17 protein-coding genes are annotated in these 21,996 nt (G+C 60.1%); 10 read left to right on the forward strand and 7 right to left on the reverse strand.

Going from position 1 to position 21,996, the window contains the following annotated elements; all coding sequences use genetic code 11:
- Positions 1-9: 9 nt before the first annotated feature.
- The 5 genes from AC30D9_RS03170 to AC30D9_RS03190 all read left to right on the forward strand — a co-directional run bounded on the left by AC30D9_RS03170 (position 10) and on the right by AC30D9_RS03190 (position 7,616).
- Positions 10-2,397, forward strand: coding sequence for a hypothetical protein (locus tag AC30D9_RS03170; protein ID WP_134924646.1), 2,388 nt, complete (start codon positions 10-12; stop codon positions 2,395-2,397).
- Positions 2,398-2,459: 62 nt separating this feature from the next.
- Positions 2,460-3,383 carry a hypothetical protein gene (locus AC30D9_RS03175; protein WP_307571984.1) on the forward strand — a complete coding sequence of 308 codons (924 nt, stop codon included), beginning with the start codon at positions 2,460-2,462 and terminating at the stop codon, positions 3,381-3,383.
- 19 nt (positions 3,384-3,402) lie between these two features.
- Positions 3,403-4,707, forward strand: coding sequence for a hypothetical protein (locus tag AC30D9_RS03180; protein ID WP_307571983.1), 1,305 nt, complete (start codon positions 3,403-3,405; stop codon positions 4,705-4,707).
- Between the two features lie 3 nt (positions 4,708-4,710).
- Positions 4,711-6,528, forward strand: a complete 1,818-nt coding sequence (locus AC30D9_RS03185) for a hypothetical protein (RefSeq protein ID WP_490143402.1) — start codon at positions 4,711-4,713, stop codon at positions 6,526-6,528.
- 32 nt (positions 6,529-6,560) lie between these two features.
- Positions 6,561-7,616, forward strand: a complete 1,056-nt coding sequence (locus tag AC30D9_RS03190; RefSeq protein ID WP_490143403.1) for a hypothetical protein — start codon at positions 6,561-6,563, stop codon at positions 7,614-7,616.
- Positions 7,617-7,686: 70 nt separating this feature from the next.
- On the opposite strand, the gene AC30D9_RS03195 is transcribed toward AC30D9_RS03190, so the two are convergent.
- The 5 genes from AC30D9_RS03195 to AC30D9_RS03215 form a co-directional block, all read right to left on the reverse strand.
- Positions 7,687-8,451, reverse strand: coding sequence for an SDR family NAD(P)-dependent oxidoreductase (locus AC30D9_RS03195; RefSeq protein WP_307571980.1), 765 nt, complete (start codon positions 8,449-8,451; stop codon positions 7,687-7,689).
- 354 nt (positions 8,452-8,805) lie between these two features.
- A complete protein-coding gene (locus AC30D9_RS03200) occupies positions 8,806-11,175 on the reverse strand; it encodes a hypothetical protein (protein ID WP_490143404.1) in 2,370 nt (789 codons plus the stop codon).
- 61 nt (positions 11,176-11,236) lie between these two features.
- The gene (locus AC30D9_RS03205; RefSeq protein ID WP_307571978.1) at positions 11,237-11,986 is read right to left on the reverse strand and encodes an ABC transporter permease; all 750 of its coding nucleotides are present in this window, start codon (positions 11,984-11,986) and stop codon (positions 11,237-11,239) included.
- Positions 11,987-11,993: 7 nt separating this feature from the next.
- Entirely contained in the window at positions 11,994-12,995 is a 1,002-nt protein-coding gene (locus AC30D9_RS03210) for an ABC transporter substrate-binding protein (RefSeq protein ID WP_490143405.1), read from the reverse strand.
- Positions 12,992-13,831, reverse strand: coding sequence for an ABC transporter ATP-binding protein (locus AC30D9_RS03215; RefSeq protein WP_307571976.1), 840 nt, complete (start codon positions 13,829-13,831; stop codon positions 12,992-12,994). Before AC30D9_RS03215 ends, AC30D9_RS03210 begins: the two co-directional genes overlap by 4 nt.
- A gap of 134 nt (positions 13,832-13,965) precedes the next feature.
- On the opposite strand from AC30D9_RS03215, the gene AC30D9_RS03220 reads away from it, so the two are divergent.
- Positions 13,966-14,709, forward strand: coding sequence for a GntR family transcriptional regulator (locus tag AC30D9_RS03220; protein ID WP_490143406.1), 744 nt, complete (start codon positions 13,966-13,968; stop codon positions 14,707-14,709).
- 6 nt (positions 14,710-14,715) lie between these two features.
- Here AC30D9_RS03220 and AC30D9_RS03225 read toward each other — a convergent pair whose 3' ends face one another.
- A complete protein-coding gene (locus AC30D9_RS03225) occupies positions 14,716-15,627 on the reverse strand; it encodes a bifunctional helix-turn-helix transcriptional regulator/GNAT family N-acetyltransferase (protein WP_490143407.1) in 912 nt (303 codons plus the stop codon).
- Between the two features lie 260 nt (positions 15,628-15,887).
- Positions 15,888-16,484: a TetR/AcrR family transcriptional regulator gene (locus tag AC30D9_RS03230; protein ID WP_109753129.1), complete on the reverse strand. Its 597-nt coding sequence runs from the start codon at positions 16,482-16,484 to the stop codon at positions 15,888-15,890.
- A gap of 500 nt (positions 16,485-16,984) precedes the next feature.
- On the opposite strand from AC30D9_RS03230, the gene AC30D9_RS03235 reads away from it, so the two are divergent.
- From AC30D9_RS03235 to AC30D9_RS03250, 4 genes are all read left to right on the forward strand, one after another.
- The gene (locus AC30D9_RS03235; RefSeq protein ID WP_490143408.1) at positions 16,985-17,998 is read left to right on the forward strand and encodes an SDR family oxidoreductase; all 1,014 of its coding nucleotides are present in this window, start codon (positions 16,985-16,987) and stop codon (positions 17,996-17,998) included.
- Between the two features lie 80 nt (positions 17,999-18,078).
- Complete coding sequence (locus AC30D9_RS03240; RefSeq protein ID WP_490143409.1) at positions 18,079-19,599, forward strand: class I adenylate-forming enzyme family protein; 1,521 nt, start codon at positions 18,079-18,081, stop codon at positions 19,597-19,599.
- Entirely contained in the window at positions 19,589-20,200 is a 612-nt protein-coding gene (locus AC30D9_RS03245; protein ID WP_109753132.1) for an HAD-IB family hydrolase, read from the forward strand. The genes AC30D9_RS03240 and AC30D9_RS03245 overlap by 11 nt, the downstream gene beginning before the upstream one ends.
- A gap of 3 nt (positions 20,201-20,203) precedes the next feature.
- Positions 20,204-21,967 (forward strand): FAD-dependent monooxygenase, encoded by a 1,764-nt coding sequence (locus AC30D9_RS03250; protein WP_490143410.1) that lies wholly within the window; start codon positions 20,204-20,206, stop codon positions 21,965-21,967.
- Positions 21,968-21,996 lie beyond the last annotated feature (29 nt).

Below are 21,996 nucleotides of genomic sequence, written 5' to 3' on the forward strand. Positions count from 1 at the left end.
GAGCACGACATGAGCATATTGAATTTTCCCCGCATCTACCTCAACGGCGAAATGTTCTGGAACCCGCCGACGGCCAATAACAATGACAAGTTCCCGCTGTATGACGCGGTGAAGGCGGACATCAACTGGCCGTTCATGAAGCACTTCAACGTCGACCCCCACAACGCCCCCGACAGACTGATGCCATGGGCCATATCGACGCAGTACATGGCTGGAATGCCGCTCTACGTACAGCAGGTGCCAGGCAATTTCGATCCGAATCATGACCCGTACATGCCCGCCGAGTGGGATCTGTTCGGCGACAACGGTTGCGGTCTGGTGAACTACGGGAAAACCACCTCGACCGTCATCGGTGGCGAACTGCAGGCCAGTACCTACATCGGCAACGGCCAGGACCCGCTGGTCGGCGCGCAATACCAACTGCTCGGCAGCCCCCTGGGCAGCTCCGCCCCGACTCCGGCGCGCTTCGTGGATATCAGCCCGTGGCAGAACACGTTCACGGCGTTGTACTTCGACAAACTGGTGCTGGGGGATAAGTCCTGCGGACTGACCCTCAACCGCAAGTACCGGATGATGGACCGTTTCCTGAACTTCAACTGGGGAGCCCTGGGTGGGCTGGTGAACGTCAGCACCACCTGGCAGACCTGCTTTCCCAAGGAAAACCTGGAATGGGCGACCGGCAACTCGCGCCTGCTGGCCAACCTGCAGCAGCAGATAACGCAGCAAGGGGCCCAGGGCCTGATGTTCCGGTTTTCTGTCTACCTGACCTGCTACGACAAGAACGGTATATTCAACGATTACCCGCAGCGCCTCAACACCCGTTCCAACGACCCGAATGTCATGGCGAATGTGCGTGATCTTTATAGGCAGGGTTTGAACAACGTCAACCAGATTTTCTTCAATCCCGCCTACAGCCGCACCTCGGCGGTGCTCGGTCTGTGGTTCGCCAACGAATACCCCACCGCCCCTTCCGGGGTGCGCCTGGTACCCACCCAGCCAGTCTCGGTTGTTCAACCGGGCCAAGATGCGAAGAGTGTCCCATTGGGGGTGATCTCGGCGCAGATCACCGGCAATACCCTCTCGCTGGACCTGAGCAACACGTTCCCGTGTTATCCCGTGAACGCCACAGCCGATATCCTCGTGCCGGAGAAATTCAACGCCGGCAGCTTCCTGTTAGGCGTCCGCCAGCAGGGGCAGTTCATGCCGGCGATCGGCTTCGGCTTCGACCAATACCAACAATCGGCTTTCGAGCAACGCTCAGGCATCCTCGACCTCCCGCTCAACGCCGAAGCCAAGGCACTGCTGCAGTCCGGTCCTCTACTGCTGCAACAGCGCAACCCGGCCCCGGTCCCTCCGAAGATGGCCGCCGGGCAGCAGCTGTGGACCGCCGAAGTGATCGAGAGCGGCAGCTTCATCGATGTCGGTGACCGCAAGATTCTGAGCATCATGGTGCAGAAAAATGGTCAGCCGGCCGCCAACACCACGTTGTATGTCGCGGAGTACGGCAACCCCTACATGGTGACCAGCAGCAACTACTACCTGGCTTTCAGTAATGCGGCCGATTTCACGCTGTTCTACGACAACACGTCGGACCGTACGAAGAACACGGCCAATCTGCCCCAGTTCATCGACGCGCCCAAGGTCGCCCTCTATCGCAGCACCGGCAGCGGTCGCCGGCTGACCGATCTGCAGGATGTGCCCGAACCCGTGGGCAACCCGATCGGGTATCAAGACTTCCTCAGAACGTCCGGTACGCCAATCGCCGTCGACCTGCGCCCCTGCCTGGTCTTCGACAAGGGCCTCAATGGCACCGGTACACTGCAGGACAAGAAAGCCAGCAGCGTCAATTACTCCTACGCCGTCATCACCACCAACGCCCAAGGCATCGCCCAGATAAGCTGCCGGGCAGTGGCGCCAGGCTTCCCGACCTTGCGCTTCTTCGTGCAGGAGAACGGCAAGAAACCGGCCATTCCGTTCAGCTTCCCGATCACCCAGGCCTACATCGACTTCCTCGCCCCGATACGGGTGCTGCCGCTGGACATGCAGTTGCAACAGGATTTCATCGATACCTGGAACGCCATCTACGAGCAAACAAACGCGCCAGAGCTGCTGTGGGACAAGTTCATTTATCCAAGGATCCTGCAGACCTTCTATTACCTCTACCCCATCATGAACAAATACATGCCGCTCAATTCCCGGACGCGCGTGGAGGGCGCCGTCGATCAGTTGATCCTGCTGATCAACAAGGATTACCAGGACCAGAGCACCCTCGCGATGCCTATCACCCGGGACATGTCCCAAAGCCGCCGGGCCGTCCTGGAGCTATGGGCCAAGCGTCTGGTGAAGCTCAACTATCCGCCCAAGAAACTCAGCATGAGTGACTACAACGGTCTTTGACGATTTCACCCAGGATCACCGGGTGGCGAACCCGCCGCCCGGCACTGCACAGGAGTGTCGATATGAAAGCCAGCATTTTGAACCGACTGTTGTTGCTGATCCTGTTGTTCAGTCCGGGGCTTTTTGCCCAACAGGACAGCGGCGCGGTGTATTTCACCATGGGCGTGCATAACACCGAGGGCTGCAACGAGCAGAACGGCAACTGCATCGCCAAACGCGCCCCGGGCGAGCCTTCCGATCCGTTTTTCCCGGCGTTCTGGATCAGCGACTGGACCATGTACCGGGTGATGCACAACTACGAAAAGAACCCGCCGCCCTACAGCAATCCTCCCTCCACTCTCACCCCGGCGGACTACACCGTCTCTCGAGGGACCAGCTACTACGACACCACCTACATCCCGGCCGATGGCGATGGCTTCGGCGCGATGATGGAGCACTATGAGAAGTACTGCCTGCCGATCTTCCCGATCAAGAACAACAACTACACCTGCTCCTTCGTGTCCCTGGGCAACAAGGCCTACTTCCTGACTTACCCGCAGGATCGCCCCAAGGACATGCCGGCCTGCTGCATGTTCTCGCCGATGAATCATCCGCCGCGGCAAGACTTCATCCAGCACCTGCCCTACAGCGCCGAGCGCAGCCAGAACCTCGACGCCAGCGTGCTGGCCTACGCGCTGGACCTTCAATCACCCCAGGGTCCGATCCTGTTCGGCTATGCCTTCTACAAGAAAATGACGGGGCAACCGCCCTACCGGCAGCCGCAATCGTTCTTTTTCTCCGGTGACACCAGCGTCGCCAATGCCCCCATCGTCAGCCAGAACTACACCAACTTCCGCATCGCCAAACCGGACCCGGCCCAAACCTGGGCGCAGGTGGCCGCGATGTGCCCGGCGAATCCACCGCCCTGCCAACTGTTCGAGCCACCGGCCTCGCAGAGCAACGGCCAGAAAGCGCAGTGGAACAAGCTCATGCAGCGTAAACCCTGAGCAATGACGGAGGATCGCCATGAATACTTCACTGCGTTTCACCTTGCTTCTGCTGGGTATGACCAGCCTTCCGGCCCTGGCCCTGGAGCAATCCCAGGAACACGCCATGCCACGGGCGCAGGCCACGAACCTGAATTGCCAACCGCCCAGCACAGCGCCGGCGGCCAACGCCAGCCAGGATCTGTTCGATCAATACAGCTGGCAACTGTTCATCGCCGTGAACTGGCCCGCCCAGGCGGGGCAGCGAGGTGATCCCGACTGCAGCAAACAACCGGGAGACCCCGGCTACACCGTCTGGCAGACCTACAAGACCGTGGAAGAAACCTTCCTGCCTCGCGGGGCCGATCCAGGCCCCTGGAACACCCCACAGCTTGCCAAGAGCCTGGGCATCATCAACATCGCCGCCTTGAAGAACAGCTCCCAGGTCAATGCCGTCGACCAGGCCGTCGGCGGCTGGCTGATCGACCAGGCCGGCAACCCGACCTACTACGATATCTCGGCCAACGAGACCTCCTATAACTACATCGTCGCCAACCAGTTCTATAACGCCGATGTGGTTTCCAAAGCCAACAACATCAACTTTCCCTACGGGGTCATCGAAGTCAAATCGAGCTGGCGCATTCTCACCCCCCATGACAACGCCAGCCGCTACCTGACCATGCTTGCGCGTGTGGCCACGTTCGACGACCAGGGCCAGCGCAACGGCGTCACCGAGGCCTACCTGGGCCTGGTGGGACTGCACATCATTACCAAGGTCAACGGATATCCGCAGTGGATCTGGTCGACCTTCGAGCAGATCGACAACGTTCCGCCCAAAGCACAGGTAAACGGCGTATGGGTTGACCAGCCAACATCCGGCACGGCGTATTCCTACTTCAACCCCAGCGCTCCGGCAGCCACCCTCAACCAGTCACCCTGCGACTGGCAAACCCAGGGCGCGCATCTGGTCTGCGTGCCAAAACCCGGCACCACGTTCCAGACCCCGAACCCGCTGAACCGCGTCACCCCGATCGCCGAGATCACCAACGAGGTCAACGCTCGTTATCGCAGCGACCCGGGCCTGCAACGCAGCGTCTTGAAGTACTACCAACTCATCACCACCCAGCGCCCGCTGATGCCGGACAACCCCAGCAACCCACTGGGCCAGCCGACACCGGCCCTTTCGGCCAACGTGACCATGGAAAGCTACATCCAGCCCAACAGCAGTTGCATGAATTGCCACTCCATGGCGACACCGGTCAAAAGCCCCTACAAGGCCGACTATTCCTACCTGTTCAAATTCGCCAATGCGCCTGTCGGCAAACCCTTCAAGGACGAGGAATAAAACATGAGCATCCTGAACGGACCACGGCTGAATTTCTGGGGCGGCATCCGCACCGACGTCAGCCTGCCGAACAACTCCCCGACCATTCCTTACGATGGCAACGATCACTGGCCGCTCTTTGACCTGACCACCTCGACCCTGGCACCAGGCGCCCAGTCCTACACCGACGACCAGTTGAACAACATGATCAATGCCCCCACCGGCAACTACTACACCGCCGGGGGCTGGAATCATTACGGACAGCATGTCGTCGACATGCAGAACGCCTTGATCAGCTCCCAGGGCATCCCTGGCAGCATCAGCACCACCGGCGACCTGGTGGGCCAGGCCGTCTACCTGCTCGGCTCGGTGGACCCGGTGACCGGCCAGGGGCCCGTTTCCGGCCCGATGATGGTGGACCTGGACCCCACCGCCTCGACGACCACCCAAATCTTCGTCGGCGGCCTGCAAATCGGTGGCAACGACAACGTCCAATTGCTGATCCGCAGCAACACCGTGTGCAGCAGTTTCGACGTGGCGGGACGTGTGCTGCTGCCGAAAAAAATGGACGCGCCGGGCTCCTTCCACGCCAGCGGCACGTTTCAACTGACCTTCCCCTTGAGCAGCATTGTCAGTTGGAACCAGAACAGCAGCGGCCTGCGCTCGATCATTCAGGCACCGGGGGCGACGGGCATCGTCCTGCGTTTCGTCATGTTCGAAATGTGCCCCACGATGACCACCGAACAACTGGACGCCGACTACGCCGCCGGCAAGTACACACCCAACCCGAGCATCGGCCGGGTTATCGGCACACTGGCGCCGGCCTTCGCCGACGAACCGCTGAACTGCCAGCCGGGCCGGCAACTGGTCAACCAGAGCACGGACAACGCCGGCTATGCCGACCTGGGCAACAACGGTTACCTGAGCATCGACATGGTGAACGTCATTCCAAAGGAAACCTTCCGGGCGGTCCGGGACGACATCACCAGCCCTATCGGCCCCAATGCCAATTACGGGACCGTGACCATCAGCGCCGGTTCCACCACCCTGACGACCCTCGACCCGACCAGCAGCCCTCTGGTGGACTACTACGTGTATGGCGGCATCGTCGACCTGCCCCTGACCGCCAGCCAGCAGCAGGCGGTGCGCAGCGGCGCCCTGGCGATCACCGCGCCGGGCACGGTCGCCGGCACCACGTTGCAAGCCATCGAATCGACTTATCGGATCTATGCCGACCAGCGCAACGTCTATCTGGAGGACTACCCCAACGGCCTGTCGATCACCCTCCAGGTCAGGTACCTGGGCGGAGCGGTCCCCAGCACCACCGAAATCGCCCTGCAGGCACTGCCGGCAGCTGATCCCCCCGTGTACAAAGAACCGCAGTACTGGGACTTCCTCGACTTCCCTGATTCGTTGACCGTCAACAGTGGCCAGCTTTCCGTCAGCTTCCCCGTCACAGTCAAGCCGGGCAGCGCCGCCCAGGCGGGTTTTGTCGCTCTGACCTGCACGGCCAATGGCCTCGGCAGCAGTGCCTGCTTCACCAACTTTCGCAAGTACGCCCAGACCGACTTCGGCATTCCCCCGGGCACCACCATCACCTGGCCGCTGATGTACCCCAACGTCCTGCGCTTTCACTACCTGGCGTTCCCCGCCATGTCGCGCTATATCCCGCTGAATCAACCCGACGCCATCATGGGCGCCAAGAACCCCATCCTCGCCCGCACCTCGGATGCCTACAAAGGCACCACGCTGTTCATGCCGGTGGTGCGCTCGATGTCGCCCTGCCAACGAGCGTTGCTGCGTGCCTATCTCACCGGTGAGCCCTGGCAACCGCCGCAATGAATGCGTCCCCCTTTTGTTCATGGAGAGAACCTATGGCCGTTCCCCTTCAGATTCCCGTGCATCCCAGCGTAGCCCTGCGTCCCAGCACCTTCATCGCCGAAGACCTGCTGAACCCTCGTGGCCTCTGCCTGCAGGCCGACGGCAGCTTGCTGCTCACCGAAGCAGGCTCGGGATTGCCCGACCAGCCCTTCAGCGGCCGTATCATTCGACTGCGACCGGATCCGCAGCGGCCCGGTGCCTACCTGCCCCGCGAAACCCTGGCGCAAGGGTTTCGCGCCATGAACATGCAGGCACGCATGTTGCGCGATGAAATCATGGGGGTGTCGGACATCGCCTGTGGTGACGGACGCTGCCTGGTCAGCCAGACCGATTACGTCGCCGGCTCCAAGCTGCTGGACCTGCAATTCACACCGCCCGAGCCGGTCTTCCATAGCCGCGGCAATCTGAACGCGCTGTGCTACCACCCGACCCGCCGCAGCTGGCTGGCCGTCAAGCCCGATACCAATCAGTTGGTGGAGTTCGCCATGGGCCAGGAGGAGCGCGTGCTGGCCCAACTGCCGGAACTGGATCAAGGCCAGGAAGCCGTTCCCGTGACCCTGGTGTACGAACCGGCGACAGACGCGGTGCTGATCAGTCTGTTTTCGGGCGAACTGCATGGCGAACCGAGCCGCAAGGGCATCGACTTTGCCGAGAAGGCCGGCCAGGTGATCCGAGTCTGGCCCACCAGCGCGAAAATCGACGTACTGATTCGCGGCCTGCAACTGCCCACCGGGCTGGCGTTGCGCCCCAACGGCAATCTGCTGGTGCTGGAACTCTGCGAGCGCCTGCAGCAACCGCTGCTCCCCGACTGGAACGGCGAACCCCTGCATGGTGGCTTTACCCGGTTCAGTGGGCGACTGCTGAGCTGTGATTTGCAAACAGCCCAGGTCACGGTGCTCGCCCGAGGGCTGGATACCCCGTCCAATCTGTGCCTGTTACCCGACGCGGTACTGGTCAGCGAAGGCATGGGCTTGGTCGGGCGGCCACTGCCTACGCCAGATGGGCACGTGGTGCCGTTAAGCGGCAGGCTTCGTCGGGTGCAACTCTGAACGAACACTCAAGGCCGAAGGCAAAAAAACGGCGCTTATCCTTCATGGGATAAGCGCCGTTTTTCTTGACTCAGCCAGCAGTGACCGTCATGCCTCCATCCGCCATGACAACCGAACCAACGATAAAGCTGGCACGGTCCGAGGCCAGGAACGCCACAACCTCGGCAATTTCTTCCGGCTGTGCGGCGCGACCGATCGGCGCGGCCTCACCATGCTGGGCGAGGAACGCCGGGCCGTCCTCGACCACGTCATTGAGAATGTTGGTGACCACATCGCCAACGCCGATGGCATTGACGCGAATGCCATGCTCGATGGCTTCCAGCGCCAGGGTGCGGGTCAACTGCGCCAGGGCCCCCTTGGACGCGGTGTAGGCGGCAATGGTCGGGAAGGCAAAATAGGAGGCGTAGGACGCAATGTTGACGATGGCGCCCGACTTGTTGGGCATCATCGCCTTGACCGCTTCGCGGGAATGCAGGAAGGCGGCGGTGGCGTTGACCGCCTGGATGCGCTCCCAGTCCTGGCGCGTCATATCGATGACCAGTTTATTGATGATGATCCCGGCATTGTTGACCAGGATGTCCAATCGGCCGAACTGCTCGACGGCCAGGCCGACCGCGCGCTCGGCAGCACCATCCTCGGTGATATCGGCCTCCAGCGGCACCAGCCCCGGACGGGCCAGCTCATGGACAGCGGGGTTGATGTCTTCCGCGACCACCTTGGCACCGCGGGCGTGCAGCAGCAAGGCGATGGCCTTGCCGATGCCACTGGCGGCGCCGGTGACCAGTGCAACCTTGCCTTCGACTTCGTGGGGAATGTTGTGTTGGATATCGGTCATGATCGCTCTCCTGCGTGAGCGGGCAGACGAGGCATTCGCCAGCCCGGCGCCCGTGGGCGCTGTCGTTATCGACGGCTTCACTTTCTCGCAACGACGACTGCCGGGCTTTCGCAGGTTTGCTGGGACTGTCGGGGTTTTGCGCGAATCTGTCCATGAGGGTCATTTCGGCGGGTAATGCTGTTCCGCAAGCCTGTGGCGAGGGGATTTATCCCCGTTGGGCTGCGAAGCAGCCCCACGCGCGACCAACCCGGTGTGTCAGGTTGATCAGGTTGCCCCTTTGAGGGGCTGCTGCGCAGCCCAGCGGGGATAAATCCCCTCGCCACAGGTTAATGAGACCTTCGCCAGCCCGAAGACCTACAAGGTCAGGAACAGCGCGGACGTCCAGACCCGTGACTGATCGCGCTGGCGGGCGCAGATGAACAACGGGTGTTCGCGCCCTGGCTCAAGCCCCAGGCGGGCCAGTTCGATTTTGCCCTGCAACTCACGGGGCAACGGGGCAGCGGTCATCCGCTCCAGGGACATCTTCAACTCCGCGCCCGGCAACGCTTCGACCACTTGCGATGTTGCCAGCAGTTCATCACCGGAAAGTTCCATCAGCACCGTCGGCGCATGTACATATGGTTGGGGTTCGGAGGGGTCGCCAACCTTGACGTAGTTGTCGATCCGGCTGTGGATCTGCAGCGTGGCGCCGGCCAGTTGCGACAGGTCGATTTCGATACTGTCGGTATCGCCGTTGGTATCGGTGCGAAACGCCAGGACCGTTGCATCCTTGCGCCATACGGTCTGTTCGGGATGATCGAGGCCCAAGGCGCGAAAGCCATTGATGACCGCGCCGGTGATGCGGATCTCGCCGGTCCAGTAGGCACCGCGATAACGGTCCTTGATCCTTGCGCCACCCAGGCGCAAACGAATGCGTTGTGTGCAGAAGCCCAGCTCCTGGTGCAGGTTGCGCGACCAGATCAACTTGTCGCCATCGAACAGATCGACCTGCTCCCAGCCCGCCTCTCCCAACAGTCGATAGTCCAGGGGGGCATTCGAGTCGGCGGTAAAGACTTCACCCATCAAGTGCTTGCCCTGGCGCAGGCTGGCGAACGAACGCTCCCCGGTCGTGGCGAAGGTGCGACGGGCGCGCAGGGCCTTGCCGACGCTGGCTCGGTCGAAAGCCTCGGCGAGAACGCCGGTCAACCCGCCCCGGGAGCCGAACACCGCCGTGGCTGGAACGCCGCCACCGCAGCGTCCCTGGTGTTCATCGCTGTTCGCCGCGGCGCCGACCCGATAGCCTCGCTGCAGCGCCTCGGCGTAGACCCAATGGAACTGGCCCCAGGCCGAACCGACCTCGATCAGCCGTTCGAGCTCCGGGTGATGCCAGTCGAGGTTGCAACGGCGTCCACCGACGTGAGGCATCATCAGGTGACCTTCGGGGTCCTTGGCATAGGCGGCGTACAACTCGTCCACCGGCCAGGCGCCCGGCTTGATGGTGCCGGCGGTGAACTCGTTCCACTCGAAGGAACGCACCAATCGTCCTTGATTGTCGAAAGGAAACTCGGGTTTGCGGTCATGCAGGAAGACGACGTTGCGGTCACCGCCCGCACAGGAGTTACCGCACCACTCGGTTCCGGGATAGCACACGAACCGGCCCGGTTCGTTAAGCTCGTGGATCAACTTGACCGCCTGGTCCCAACGCTGCTCGGTGATATTGAAATCATTGGCGGTATAGCCGAGTACATCGAGCCCGGCGACATCACGGCCATAACTGAGGTTGTACAAGGTGTCGTTGGTGCCCACCGTGTCATCGGAGTGCACATGCAGGTCGGCGTAGAGCGGGCGCAACGCAGTACCGGCCGGATCGACGGTGACGAAGGCCTGGGCAGCGTCAACAAAGGGCGCCTCCACCTTGGCGGACAAACGCCACTCGCCTACGGCACCGAGACCAAGCCCCTCGATCCGGGCCGTCGCCCAACCTTCGGACGCCAGCGTGAACGGCTGTCGACGCTCACCGCCCTCCGGATCAACCAGGGTCAGGACACCTTCGAGCGGCAGGTTTCGGCAGGTATTGCCCCAGGCATCGTCCACCCGCAACAGGACATCGAACGCCTCACCGGCGCTGACCAGCCGCGGCACGATCAACTGCACGCGCTGCGCCGGCCCCGGCACGATGTCCAGCAAAGGATCACCGGGCACCTCGGCAAATTTCGAGCTGCCCAAGGGGTCGATGAACAGGCGGAAACGGAAGTCCTTCTCGACGAAACTCTGGACCCGAGTCCCCGCCCCGCCCTGGCGCCGATCGCCCAGGCGGATGATGACTTTATCGCCCGGGTTCAGGTAACCGTCGATGATGTCGATGATGATCGCTTTCTGGAATGGCCGTTCATGGCCCTTCTGGTCGAAGCGCACTTTCAAGTGCTGCACCGTGGCCTGGCTCTGGCCGGGGACCAACTCACCGGCCTGGTATTCGGCGCTCACATAATTGGGACCCGCCGGGTTCGAGGTCTGGAACAAGGCCCAGTCGGAATAGAACTTGAAGGCCAGCTTGAGCCAGGCGCCGTCGGCCAGGCCACTGCCACCGACTTCGTAGACCAGGGTGATCTCATCCCACTGCCCGGCGACCAGCGTGTCACGGTCGCAGTGGATACTGCCCAGGAACGGACGTTTCTTGTTGCGCTCGTACAGGCCTTGCGGGGCGATGTAGTGCCCGGCTTCGCGGGGATCGAAAACATTACTCACATGACACCTCGTGCAGTGGTCCACTGAAGGTTTGAAGGGGCGGCGAAGACAGCGACGGTGCTTATTGCACGCGCCATTTCTGGTAGTGGCGCTCGATACGCCGGAACACAAAGCTCTCCATGAGCCAGGCAATCAGGCCGATCACGACAATGCCCAGCAGCACCTGGCTGCTGTTGCCGATCTGCCCTCCCGTGGCGACCATCCAGCCGATGCCCCGGGACGCGCCGATCATTTCCGCCGCGACCAGCGCCCGCCAGCCCTGGCTGAAGCCGATGCGCAAGGCGGCGGTCACGAACGGCAACGAGGCCGGCAGGTAGACATGGGCCAACAGTTGCCAGGCGTTGGCGCCCAAGGTGCGCGCCGCGCGGACTTCACCACCGCGGATACTCTGCACGCCCTCCTGGATCGTCACCGCCATGGGGAACATCGCGGCAATGAAAATCACCAGCACGATGGAGACATAACCCAGGCCGAAAATGATCATGATCAGCGGCGCCCAGGCAATCGGCGGAATAGCCATGAACAGGCTGTTGAGCGGCGAGATAAAATCGCGAAAGCGCGAGGACAGGCCTGCGGCCGTGCCCAGCAGGAGCGCCACGAGCACGGCGGCGCAAAAACCACCCAACTCTTCCAGGACGCTGGCCTGCAGGTGCTGCCACAGCGAACGGTCGCCCAGCCACCGCAGCGCCTCGCGGGCGACGTCCCAGGGTTGCGGCAGGATGTAGGTGGGAAAGCGGCTCGCCAAGGCGATCCAGATCAACAGCAGGAATGGCAGCGACGCCCATCCCCAATTCGGTTTTGGCAAGGACATGACGGACTCAGTGCGCGGCTTTTTCCAGGTAGGAGGTATCCACGATCTGTTCGGTCTTGAGCGTGGTATCGATAAAGCCCAGGTCGTGGGAGTAATCCATCAGGCGCTGGATGAACTGGATGTCCGAGGCCTGCAACTGCGCCGACCAGCCCAGCCGGGTTCGGGCCTGGGCGACAATAGCCTGCGGCGCGATGATCTCGCCGTCAGTACCTTGCACCGATTCGAGCTTGAACGCCTCGGCGATCAGCCGGTTCGACTCGGCGGGATGCTCATTGAGGAAGGCGATGGCCTTGCGATGGGCACGGAGCAGCTTCACCACCTCATCCGGGCGCTCCTGCAAGGTATTCGGCAAGGCGATCACCACATACCACGGGTATTGGGGCAGTGCCTGGTTCACGTCCAGCAGGATCCGGCTCGAGCCGCGCAACACTGACTGGCTGACGAAGGGCTCCCAGGAAAATGCCGCGTCGACGACGCCCCGTTCAAGGGCTGCGTTCATGTTGCCCGGCGGCATGTCGACGATGTCCAGGTCCTTGTCAGGATCGAGCCCAGCCTTTTCCTTCAGGACATAACCGCGCAGGAGCACATCCATGCCACTGCCCTTCTTGACCCCGGCGAGCTTTTTGCCCTTGAGCGCTTGGAGGTCGGTAATCGGACTCTTGGCGTCGACAATCACCGCGGCCTGGCCGTAATTGACCTTCGCCAGGATCCGGCTTTGCAGCCCGCGGGAAAACCATTGGTACACCGGTGGAGTGCCGACATAGGCCACGTCCAGTTCGCCGGCGGCCAGTGCCTGCTGGATCACCGGGCCATCGCCCAACGCCTTGAGGTCGACATTCAAGCCCTCGTCACGGTAGTAACCCTGTTTATCCGCGATCAGCGCCGGGGCGTTGGCCATGGCGAAGACATACCCCACGCGCAAGGGTCTCTCCTCGCCCGCCACGGCGCAGGCGCTACCGGCCAACGTGGCGGCAGACAAGGTAAGGGCAAGCAGCGAACGTTTGATCATGCTGTCAGCTCAAGTCGAGGGGCGGGATAAGCCGTGGCGTCGCAAGCGTCCATCACCTGGGCAATGCGCGTCATCAGCTCATTGCGGTAATCGAGGAACGCCGGCAGGCGGCGGGTTTTCAGGTTGGTGCGAGGGCGTGGCAGGTGAATCTCCAACTCGCTGTGAATCCCTGCGGGCGCGATGTTGAGTACGATGACCCGATCGGCAAGGAACACCGCTTCGTCGATATCGTGGGTAATGAACAGCACCGTCTGGCCCAGTTCGGCCCAGAGGCGCAACGTCTCTTCGTTCATGCTGTTGCGGCTGATGGCGTCGAGCGCGGCGAACGGCTCGTCCATCAGCAGCACGCTGGGTTCGAGGGCCAGGGTCCTGGCCAGGGAAACACGCTGTTGCATGCCGCCGGAAAGCTGGTGCGGCAACCGATGCGCCGCACTCTCCAGACCGACCAGGCGCAGGTACTGCAATGCCTGTGCGCGCTGCTGCGATTCGTCGGTGCGGGCGCTCATCCGCAGACCGAAACGGACGTTTTCCAAAGCGCTCAGCCAGGGAAACAATTGCGGCGCCTGGAACACGTAACCCAACTCCGAACGCTCCGGGCGTACCGCTGTCTGGTTGATCGTGATGCGGCCGCTTTGCGGTTGCACGAAACCGGACAACAAATTCAGCAAGGTGGTTTTTCCGCAGCCCGATGGCCCGAGGATCGCAACGAACTCGCCAGGTTTGGCGTTCAGGCTGAAAGAGGAAAACACCCGGTGGCCATTGGGGTAGCTGAAGCTGATGTCATCAACCGTCAGGGCATCGGCTTGCGGCGGTGCGCAAGGAAGGGTTTTGAGCATGGCAAGTGTCGTCAGGTCGTTTACAATGGGAATGCCCGACATAATACGTATTAATACAAGTAGTCCCAATAACCTATTTTTATAACCTTAGAAGTGAAGGCCCCCCGCCTCACTCAAGGCCATGGAAGCTGACAGTGTCCACCTCCATTCTTCGCGACAGCAGCACCTCGCTCTACGAACAGATCGCCCATCAACTGCTGGAGGAAATCCAGCGCGGCGACTACGAACCCAGCGGCAAACTACCGTCCGAGGCGCAGTTGGGCGAACGGTTCGGGGTAAGCCGCGTCACGGTTCGCCTGGCAGTGGGCAAGCTCAGCGACGACGGTGTGGTGGAGCGAAAGCAAGGCAAAGGCACCTTCGTGGCGGCCAAACAGGTACGCCACGGCCTGGATGCATTGCGCAGCTTTCATGAGGCGCTGTTGCTGCAAGGGCTGCAACCGAGCATGCAGGTGCTCAGCCATGCCCTGCGGCCTGTTCCAGAAGCCATGCGTGGTTTGTTTGAAGGAGCAGATGACTGCTTGCTTCTGGAGCGACTGCACTTCGTCGATGACGAACCCATCGCCTTGGGACGCAGCCACTTACCGGTAGAGTTGGCCAGTGTGGCCTGGGCTGAAGTCGAACATCAGCCGATCTATTCCATTCTCGAGTCGATCACCGGCCTGGCGGTCAGCCGTGCCGACCTGGCCATCCGAGCACAGGAAGCCGACAAGAGCCTGGCCGGCGCGCTGCACGTCAAACGCGGCGCCGCGCTGCTGGTCATGGAGCGCACGTCCTATTTTGCCGATGGCCGCTGCTGCGACCGCACGACGTTTTTCATCCGCCCGGAACGCTATGCCTTTATCCTTAGCGGGGTTTTCAAATCCAATAGCGCCAATTGATACGATTCAAATGGGCGACACGGCTGGGCCCGGCCTTACAAAACACTGCTCCGTCACCTGCCGCCCCCATTGCTGCCCTTCTTGTTGCTGCACCAACCTGAAACCAAACGCCTCGTACAGCTTGCGGGCAGCGTCGAGCCCCTGGAACGTCCAGAGGCTCGTTGAGCTGAAGCCCCACTCGTCACAGAACTTCATCGCTTCAGCCAACAGGCGTCTACCGACACCCTTGCCTCGCGCCGAATCATCCAGGATGAAGCAGCGTAGCACCGCACTGCCGCCCTCTCCTTCGCCGTCAATGGCAATCGAACCGACCATTCGCTCGCCGTCCAGGGCCACCCAGACTTCGTTGCGCGGGTTGTGCAAGCGCCCCATCAGCTCGGCCATGTCCGAGGCGACCAGGCTTTCGAACGACTGGCCGAAGTTCGAATGCCTGGCGTAATAGTCCGCATGCATTTGCACAATCCGGCCGATGACGCCAGGACGGTAGCCTCGTGCAATCTCCAATTGCGCCGGCGCAGGCGGCTCTGTACCGAGCCGATGAGCCTGTAGCGCGACGGCATAGCTGGCAATCCCCTCACTCACGGTCTGGCATTGGTCGTTGGATAAGTGAGACATGGCCGCGACGACCTGTTGCGTGGCAAAAGCATCGATGGCTCGAAAGGTGGTTTGCCCCTGCGCGGTGAGGCGCAATCGCTTGGCGCGCGCATCTTGTTCATGGGCAATCTCTTCAATCTCACCGGCCTCGATGAGCTTGCGAACCATCCGGCTTACGCTGGATTTTTCCAGGCCGAGCAGCTCGACAAGCTCTCCCGCAGTGAGGGATTGGCGATTGCCAAGCTCCACGATTGTGTGGACTGACGACGGCGGGTAACCCGTTGCTGCCAGTGTGGGATGCATGAACCCCAGCTCCCGCACCATGAGACGAGACGCCGAACGGATTTTTTCAATCAGATCTGGTGGGCAATGGTTCACGGGGACCTCGGACGCAATGAGCGATTAGTTGCACCGCACAACTAAATACCTCTCAATGCATTCAGTCAAGCTGTCGACCCAAACCCCAGGATAATTTCAAGACCTTCCAGGCCTATGGCATTCGCCCCGCTCTACATGCCGCTGGCGGGTGGATTCCGATCGGCTGAGCGTCGGTTGCTGGCTTATCAACGATAACGACAGAGTCCCTATAGAGGCTCTGCGGTCTGAATGAGCGAGTTCAACACCAGCTTGATTTCAACAGCCGGGTCTTTGTGCCCTTGCAATATCAGGCCTTCCGCCAGGGCAGTGAAAGTCTTGGCCAGCGCGGCATTGGCCAGGGGCGGCTTCTTGCCAGCATGATTGAATATGATGGTGATCAACTTGCCCAAAGCCTCGCTGTTTTCTTCATGCAAGTCGTAGTAATGCGGCGAGAATTCTTCATCGCGCAAGGCGATCAATTGCAACTCGGCATCGAGGATCGCGCAGCGAGTATTGTTCTTCAGCGTGTCGATATAGGCATTCAAGCCGTGACTCAACTGCTCCGACGAATATCCCGATGCCAGGGTCGTACTCAATCGGTCGATTTCAACTCGCTTGAAACGCTGAGTCAGTTGCAGCAGCAAGTCCGATTTACTTGAGAAATTCGAAAAAAAGGCGCCTTTGGAAAAACCGGCCTCCTCGGCGATAACGTTGACGCTGGCGGCATGAAAGCCTTTTCGGATCATCAGCTCAGTGGCTGTGTCGAACAATTTGTCTCTCGTTACTTGCTGGCTCTCTTCTCGACCTAGTCTCTTTTTAATCACGCCCTCGGCTCCTTTGGCCAAACAAGATATCTATGTGTAACTGGATGCAACGAATCGTCTACTCGCTGTACGGAACCCGTTTTCACCATCATATCTTATACGCGCCTTGTTCAATCATTTACATTTTAACTTTCAAAAAGTGCCATGTATGTGCCATGTAGTTGCGCCATCGAAAAGGGGTGCTAGATGAGCGGCCTGCCACATTTTTTGCCGTAGAACAGGCGATCACGTCCTGCTGTTTCTTGAGCTGCGCCGCGTCTTTTGCATGGCTTAACCGCGGATTTTCCGCTTCTGCGCCCCCCCGCTCACACTTGGAAAACCGCGCCCGAGGCCCGGCTCAGAGCCATCCGTTCGACAATCCGACGAAATACCACTTGATTTTCAGATACCGCATGGTTTTTACTTGCGCCGTTGGTGGAGCCCAACCCCTGATCAGGGCATCGAGTCAGCGAAACTGGTCTCGATGCAATGGCAGGTCACCTCACAGGAGCGGGATTTTAATGGAATATGCCTTCGTTACAGGCGCTACTGGCCTGCTCGGAAACAATGTCGTTCGTGCGCTGTTAAAACGAAACATCAAAGTAAAAGCGCTGGTTCGTTCCGTAGAGAAAGCCAGGAAACAGTTCGGCAGCCTGCCCGTGGAGTTGGTCGAAGGTGACATGCTTAATGTCGATGCCTTCAGCCATGCCCTGCAAGGATGCGATGCCTTGTTTCATACCGCAGCCTATTTCCGTGACAGTTACAAAGGCGGGAAGCACTGGCAGAAACTCTACGACACCAATGTGGTCGGTACCGAGCGCTTGTTGCAAGCGGCTTATGACGCCGGTATCCGTCGTGCAGTCCATACCTCTTCCATTGCCGTATTGAAGGGCAATAGGGATCAAGTGATCGATGAAACCATGTCTCGCAGTGAGTTGGAGGCTGACGATTACTACTTGAGCAAAATATTGTCCGAACAAAAGGTCCAGCAATTCCTGGCAGAACATCCGGACATGTTTGTCGCCATGGTCCTGCCCGGGTGGATGTTCGGCCCTGGTGATATCGGCCCTACTTCTTCAGGCCAGTTCTTGCTCGACTTTGTCGGACAAAAATTGCCCGGCGTACTCCCCGGAAGCTTTTCCGTTGTCGATGCCCGGGATGTGGCCGAGCACCAAATCGCAGCCATCACCCGCGGCAGGTCCGGAGAGCGTTACCTGGCCGCCGGCAATCACATGGACATGAAGAGCATTTTCCAGGCGCTGTCGAACGTCAGCGGCATAAAGGCTCCGGAGCGAAAAGTGCCGTTGTTCATGCTGCGAATCATCGCGCTTATCTATGAAGGTTATTACCGGATTACCAAAAAACCGGTGCTCATCAGTACTTCCACGGTCAAGCTCATGGAGCAGGAACAAGGCCGTACTCATTTCAGCCACTCTAAAAGTGCAAGGGAGTTGGAGTGCAAGTTCCGCCCTGTCGCTGAAACCCTGACCGATACCCTGAATTGGTATCGGAATAACAACTACACAGATGCTTAATTGAAACAATTCATATATAGCCTGCCTCTGTAGTACTTTTTTGACTAGCCAAACATCCAAGGATTGAGAGAGGTTGGTAAATGAAAAGCCTTTCATATAAAGAAGGTTTTCTGCATCGCTTTGTCGGTTTTTCGGAATCTTTCCCCGAGCAAGTTGCTATTCGGCATCTGGACGCGGAAGAAGATACCGTTACTTACCGCCAGTTGCGAATCAAGGCTGAAGAATGCAACGGCGCCCTGACGGCACTCGGTGTATTGCCTGGAGATAAAGTAGCGCTGGTGCTACCCAATGGGGTGGCGTTTATCGCTTATTACCTGGCGATCATCGGGCGGGGTGCAATTCCGGTCATTCTCAACTACAAGTTGACTCCCTTCGAAATGACCGGTGTCGTCAGCCTCGCCAGGCCGATGCTAGTGGTCACGACCGAAGCGCTATGGGGGCAACACAGTGAGGTGTTCCAGGCTGACAACGGCGTCAGGCATTCCCTGCTGGTGGACGGTGAGAGCGAACCGTCATCGCCCCTGCCCGCCAACGCAACGGCCATCTCTCAACTTCCTCGCCAGATCGAGCCCTTGTTGTTGCCCGAGGGCAATCCGATCGTCTCGGTGCAATTCACCTATCGCGGTATCGGCAGGCCCCTGGCTGTTTCGCATCGTTATCTCGACCTGACGCAATCGAGCGATGGGCTACATGAACACTTTCATCTGCAAGGCGTCGGCTCGGTTCATCTGGTGACGCTGCCGCTGTATGCCATCTTCGGCCTGTCGGTGATGATGGTGTTTCCCTTGAGCGTGGGCGCCACCCTGCTCATGACCAACACCCTGCTCAATCGAGACCTGGCAGAAGTCCTGTCCGAACATCAGGTCACCTTTGCCTGCCTGGTGCCCGATGTCATTCGCTACTTCAATACGCGGCTGGCCAAGCGCAAAGGCGCGCTCTTGCCGTTGCACCCGCAGTTGATGATTTACTCCGGCGGCAGTCACCTGCCGGCCGACGAAGCCGAGAAACTGGGGAAGCTGCTGGGATGCAATCCGGTGCTGCAAGGCTATGGGTTGACCGAAAGCATGCCCGTGATCGTCCAGAGCTCGATTGGCCCAGTCCACCGTGGCGCCATGGGCCAGCCGATCAGCGGCGTGGAACTGCGAGTCGTCGATGCCCAGGGCCAGGACGTGGCGCCAGGGCGCATCGGTGAACTGCTGATACGCGGCTCGATGGTGATCGATGGCTACAACGATGCCGAGGACGCCAACGCGCGGTTCTTCCGCGACGGCTGGTTCCACAGCGGCGACCTGGTCTGGCAGGACGACGATGGGCATGTGTTTTTCTATTGCCAACGCCTGCGGATCTCGAAGATCAAGGCGCAGATGGTCGACCTGGTGGAAATCGAATCCATCGCTCTCAAGCACCCTGATGTGGTGCGCGCCAAGGCCTATATCGTCCCGGACCACAAGGAAGTCAACGTGCTGCACCTGTGCGTCGAAGGGACCGGCGAGCTGCGCCAGAACGCGCTTTCCACCCTGCTTTCGCGCTACCTATCGGGCTTCAAGCTGCCCAAGACCATCGAGATCACTTCTCTCAAGGAAGAGGCACATGCACGCTAACAGCACACAACCGGTACTGGCCGTCTTCGACTTCGACGGCACATTGACCGACCGGCACACGTTCTGGCGCTACATGCGCTTTATCGTGGGAACCCGTTCGTTCTGGCTCAGGATCATTCCCCTGCTGCCCAAGATGCTCAGCGTGATCGTGGGCATCACCCCGCTGATGCAGGCGCGCCTGGCGTTCATTGCCTGCTACCTGGGCGGCCTGTCGGTGGAGCAAGAGCGCGAGCATGCCAAGTACTTCATCAGCGAGCAGCTGCCGCTCTGGCTCAGGCCCGAGGCGTTGCGGCGGCTGAAATGGCATCAATCCATGGGACACGTCACTGCGCTGGTCAGCAACTCGCCGGAGAATTACCTGATCCCCTGGGGCCAGGCCGCGGGTTTTGACTATGTGTGCGGCACCCGCCTGGCAACGGCCAAGAACAAGCTGACCGGCGGGATATCCGGTACCAACTGTGTAGAGCGAGAGAAAGTCACGCGGCTCAAAGGCTGCTTGAGCAACCTTGATGATTTTTACATTTATGCCTACGGCGATTCATCAGGCGACGATGCCCTGCTCAGCATTGCCCACTCCCCCTTCTACAGAAACTGGTACTGATCGATGAACACTCTGAGCACGTTGGCCCCCAAGCATTTCAAGCGACCTGGCAGCGCCCCGACCGTGATGATCGTAGGCGCCGGTCCCATTGGCCTGACCCTGGCCATCCTGTTGAAGAAATGGGGCGTGTCGTTTCGCATCATTGAAAAGAACGCCGGTCCTTCGACGGCGACCAAGGCGATGGCCATCCATTCCCGGACCCTGGAAATCTTTCGCGACCTGGGCGTTGCCGAGCAAGCCATCAGCGCCGGCTTCACGATCAACCAGTTTTCGGTGCAGTCGAATGCCAAGCGGGTGTTGAACTATAACTTCTCCTACCTGGATGCGACCTATCCCCTGCTCCTGAGCCTGCCACAGCCGCAAACCGAGAAAATTCTCCTTGAGCGGCTGAAGGAACTGGGCGCCGAGGTGGAATGGAATACCGAACTGGTGGACATCGAAAACCTGCCGGGTTCGGTGCGCATGACGCTCAAGCATGCCGACGGCACCGACGAAAACTTCACCAGTCGCTGGGTGGCCGCCTGTGACGGCGCTCGCAGCAACATCAGAAAACGCCTCGACATGACCTTCGAAGGTTCATCCTACGATCGCTTCTTCATGCTCGCCGATGCCGATATCCAATGGTCCGGAAGCAAGGATGAGGGGGCTTTCTTCCTGGGTGCGCAGGACGGTTATGTGGCGGTTGCGCCGATCAGCGCCCAATCGCGTTATCGGCTGTTCATCGAAATGCCCTACAACCTGCCGCCAGAAGGCGAACGCCCGTCCTTGAGCCTGGAGAACTTCCAGCGCTTGTGCGAAGGACGCGGGCAAAAGATGACGCTGTCGAACATTTCATCGACCACCATCGCCTCCTTCCAGCATCGCCGCGTGCAATCGATGCAGCAAGGCTCGGTGTTTCTGCTGGGGGACTCGGCGCACATCGGCAGTCCCATCGGCGGGCAGTGGATGAACCTGGGGATTTCCGAGGCCTATAACCTGGCCTGGAAAATGGCTTATGTCGATCAGGGCCTGGCGGATCCGTCCTTGCTGGACAGCTACAACGACGAGCGCTATCCGGTGGCCCTGGAAGTCGAGAACACCGCCCACCGGCTGACAGGATTGATTACCGTCAGGCGTCGTGCCCTGGTCTGGCTACGCGACAATGTCCTGCCCCTGTTGAGCAACCGTAAAAAGGTCCAGCGCAAACTACCGTCGATGATTTCCGGTCATCAGTATCACTACGAAAAAAGTGACTACATTCAAGAATCAGTGCCGAAAAAACAGCGCCGGAACTGGAACAAGAAAGGCAAAAAAACCGAGTTCCAGAGCGCACCGCCTCGCGCCGGGCAACTGGCGCCCGATGTCGAATTGTGGCAACTGCAAGGGATGCCGGCAAAACGCTTGATCGACTTGTTCCATGGAACCTTCACGCTGTTGATTTTCAGCGCGGCCGACCAGTTTTCCCCTTTGCTGCCAGGCTACTACGCGCTGGCCGAGTCGGTGGAAAAGGACTACCCGGGAATCAAGGCCTATTGCGTGATCGATGCCCTGAGCAGCGCCGGGCTGCCGGCCTGGCACTCGACACTGCTGGACCCCGACTGGCGGCTGCACAAGCGCTACCACGCAAAGGAAGGCATGTTGATGCTGATTCGGCCTGACGGCTACATCGCTTTCCTCGGCACCGATGCAATGACGCTGGTGACTTATCTGAACGTAAGGTCGGGGTTGCTCAAGGGCGCCAGAAAAACAATATCTTGCGAGACCGACGCAGTGGAACTCCAACTTTAAGTCGCTCCATGACTACTGCCAGTTTGATT

The organism is Pseudomonas sp. DF11, assembly GCF_058148565.1.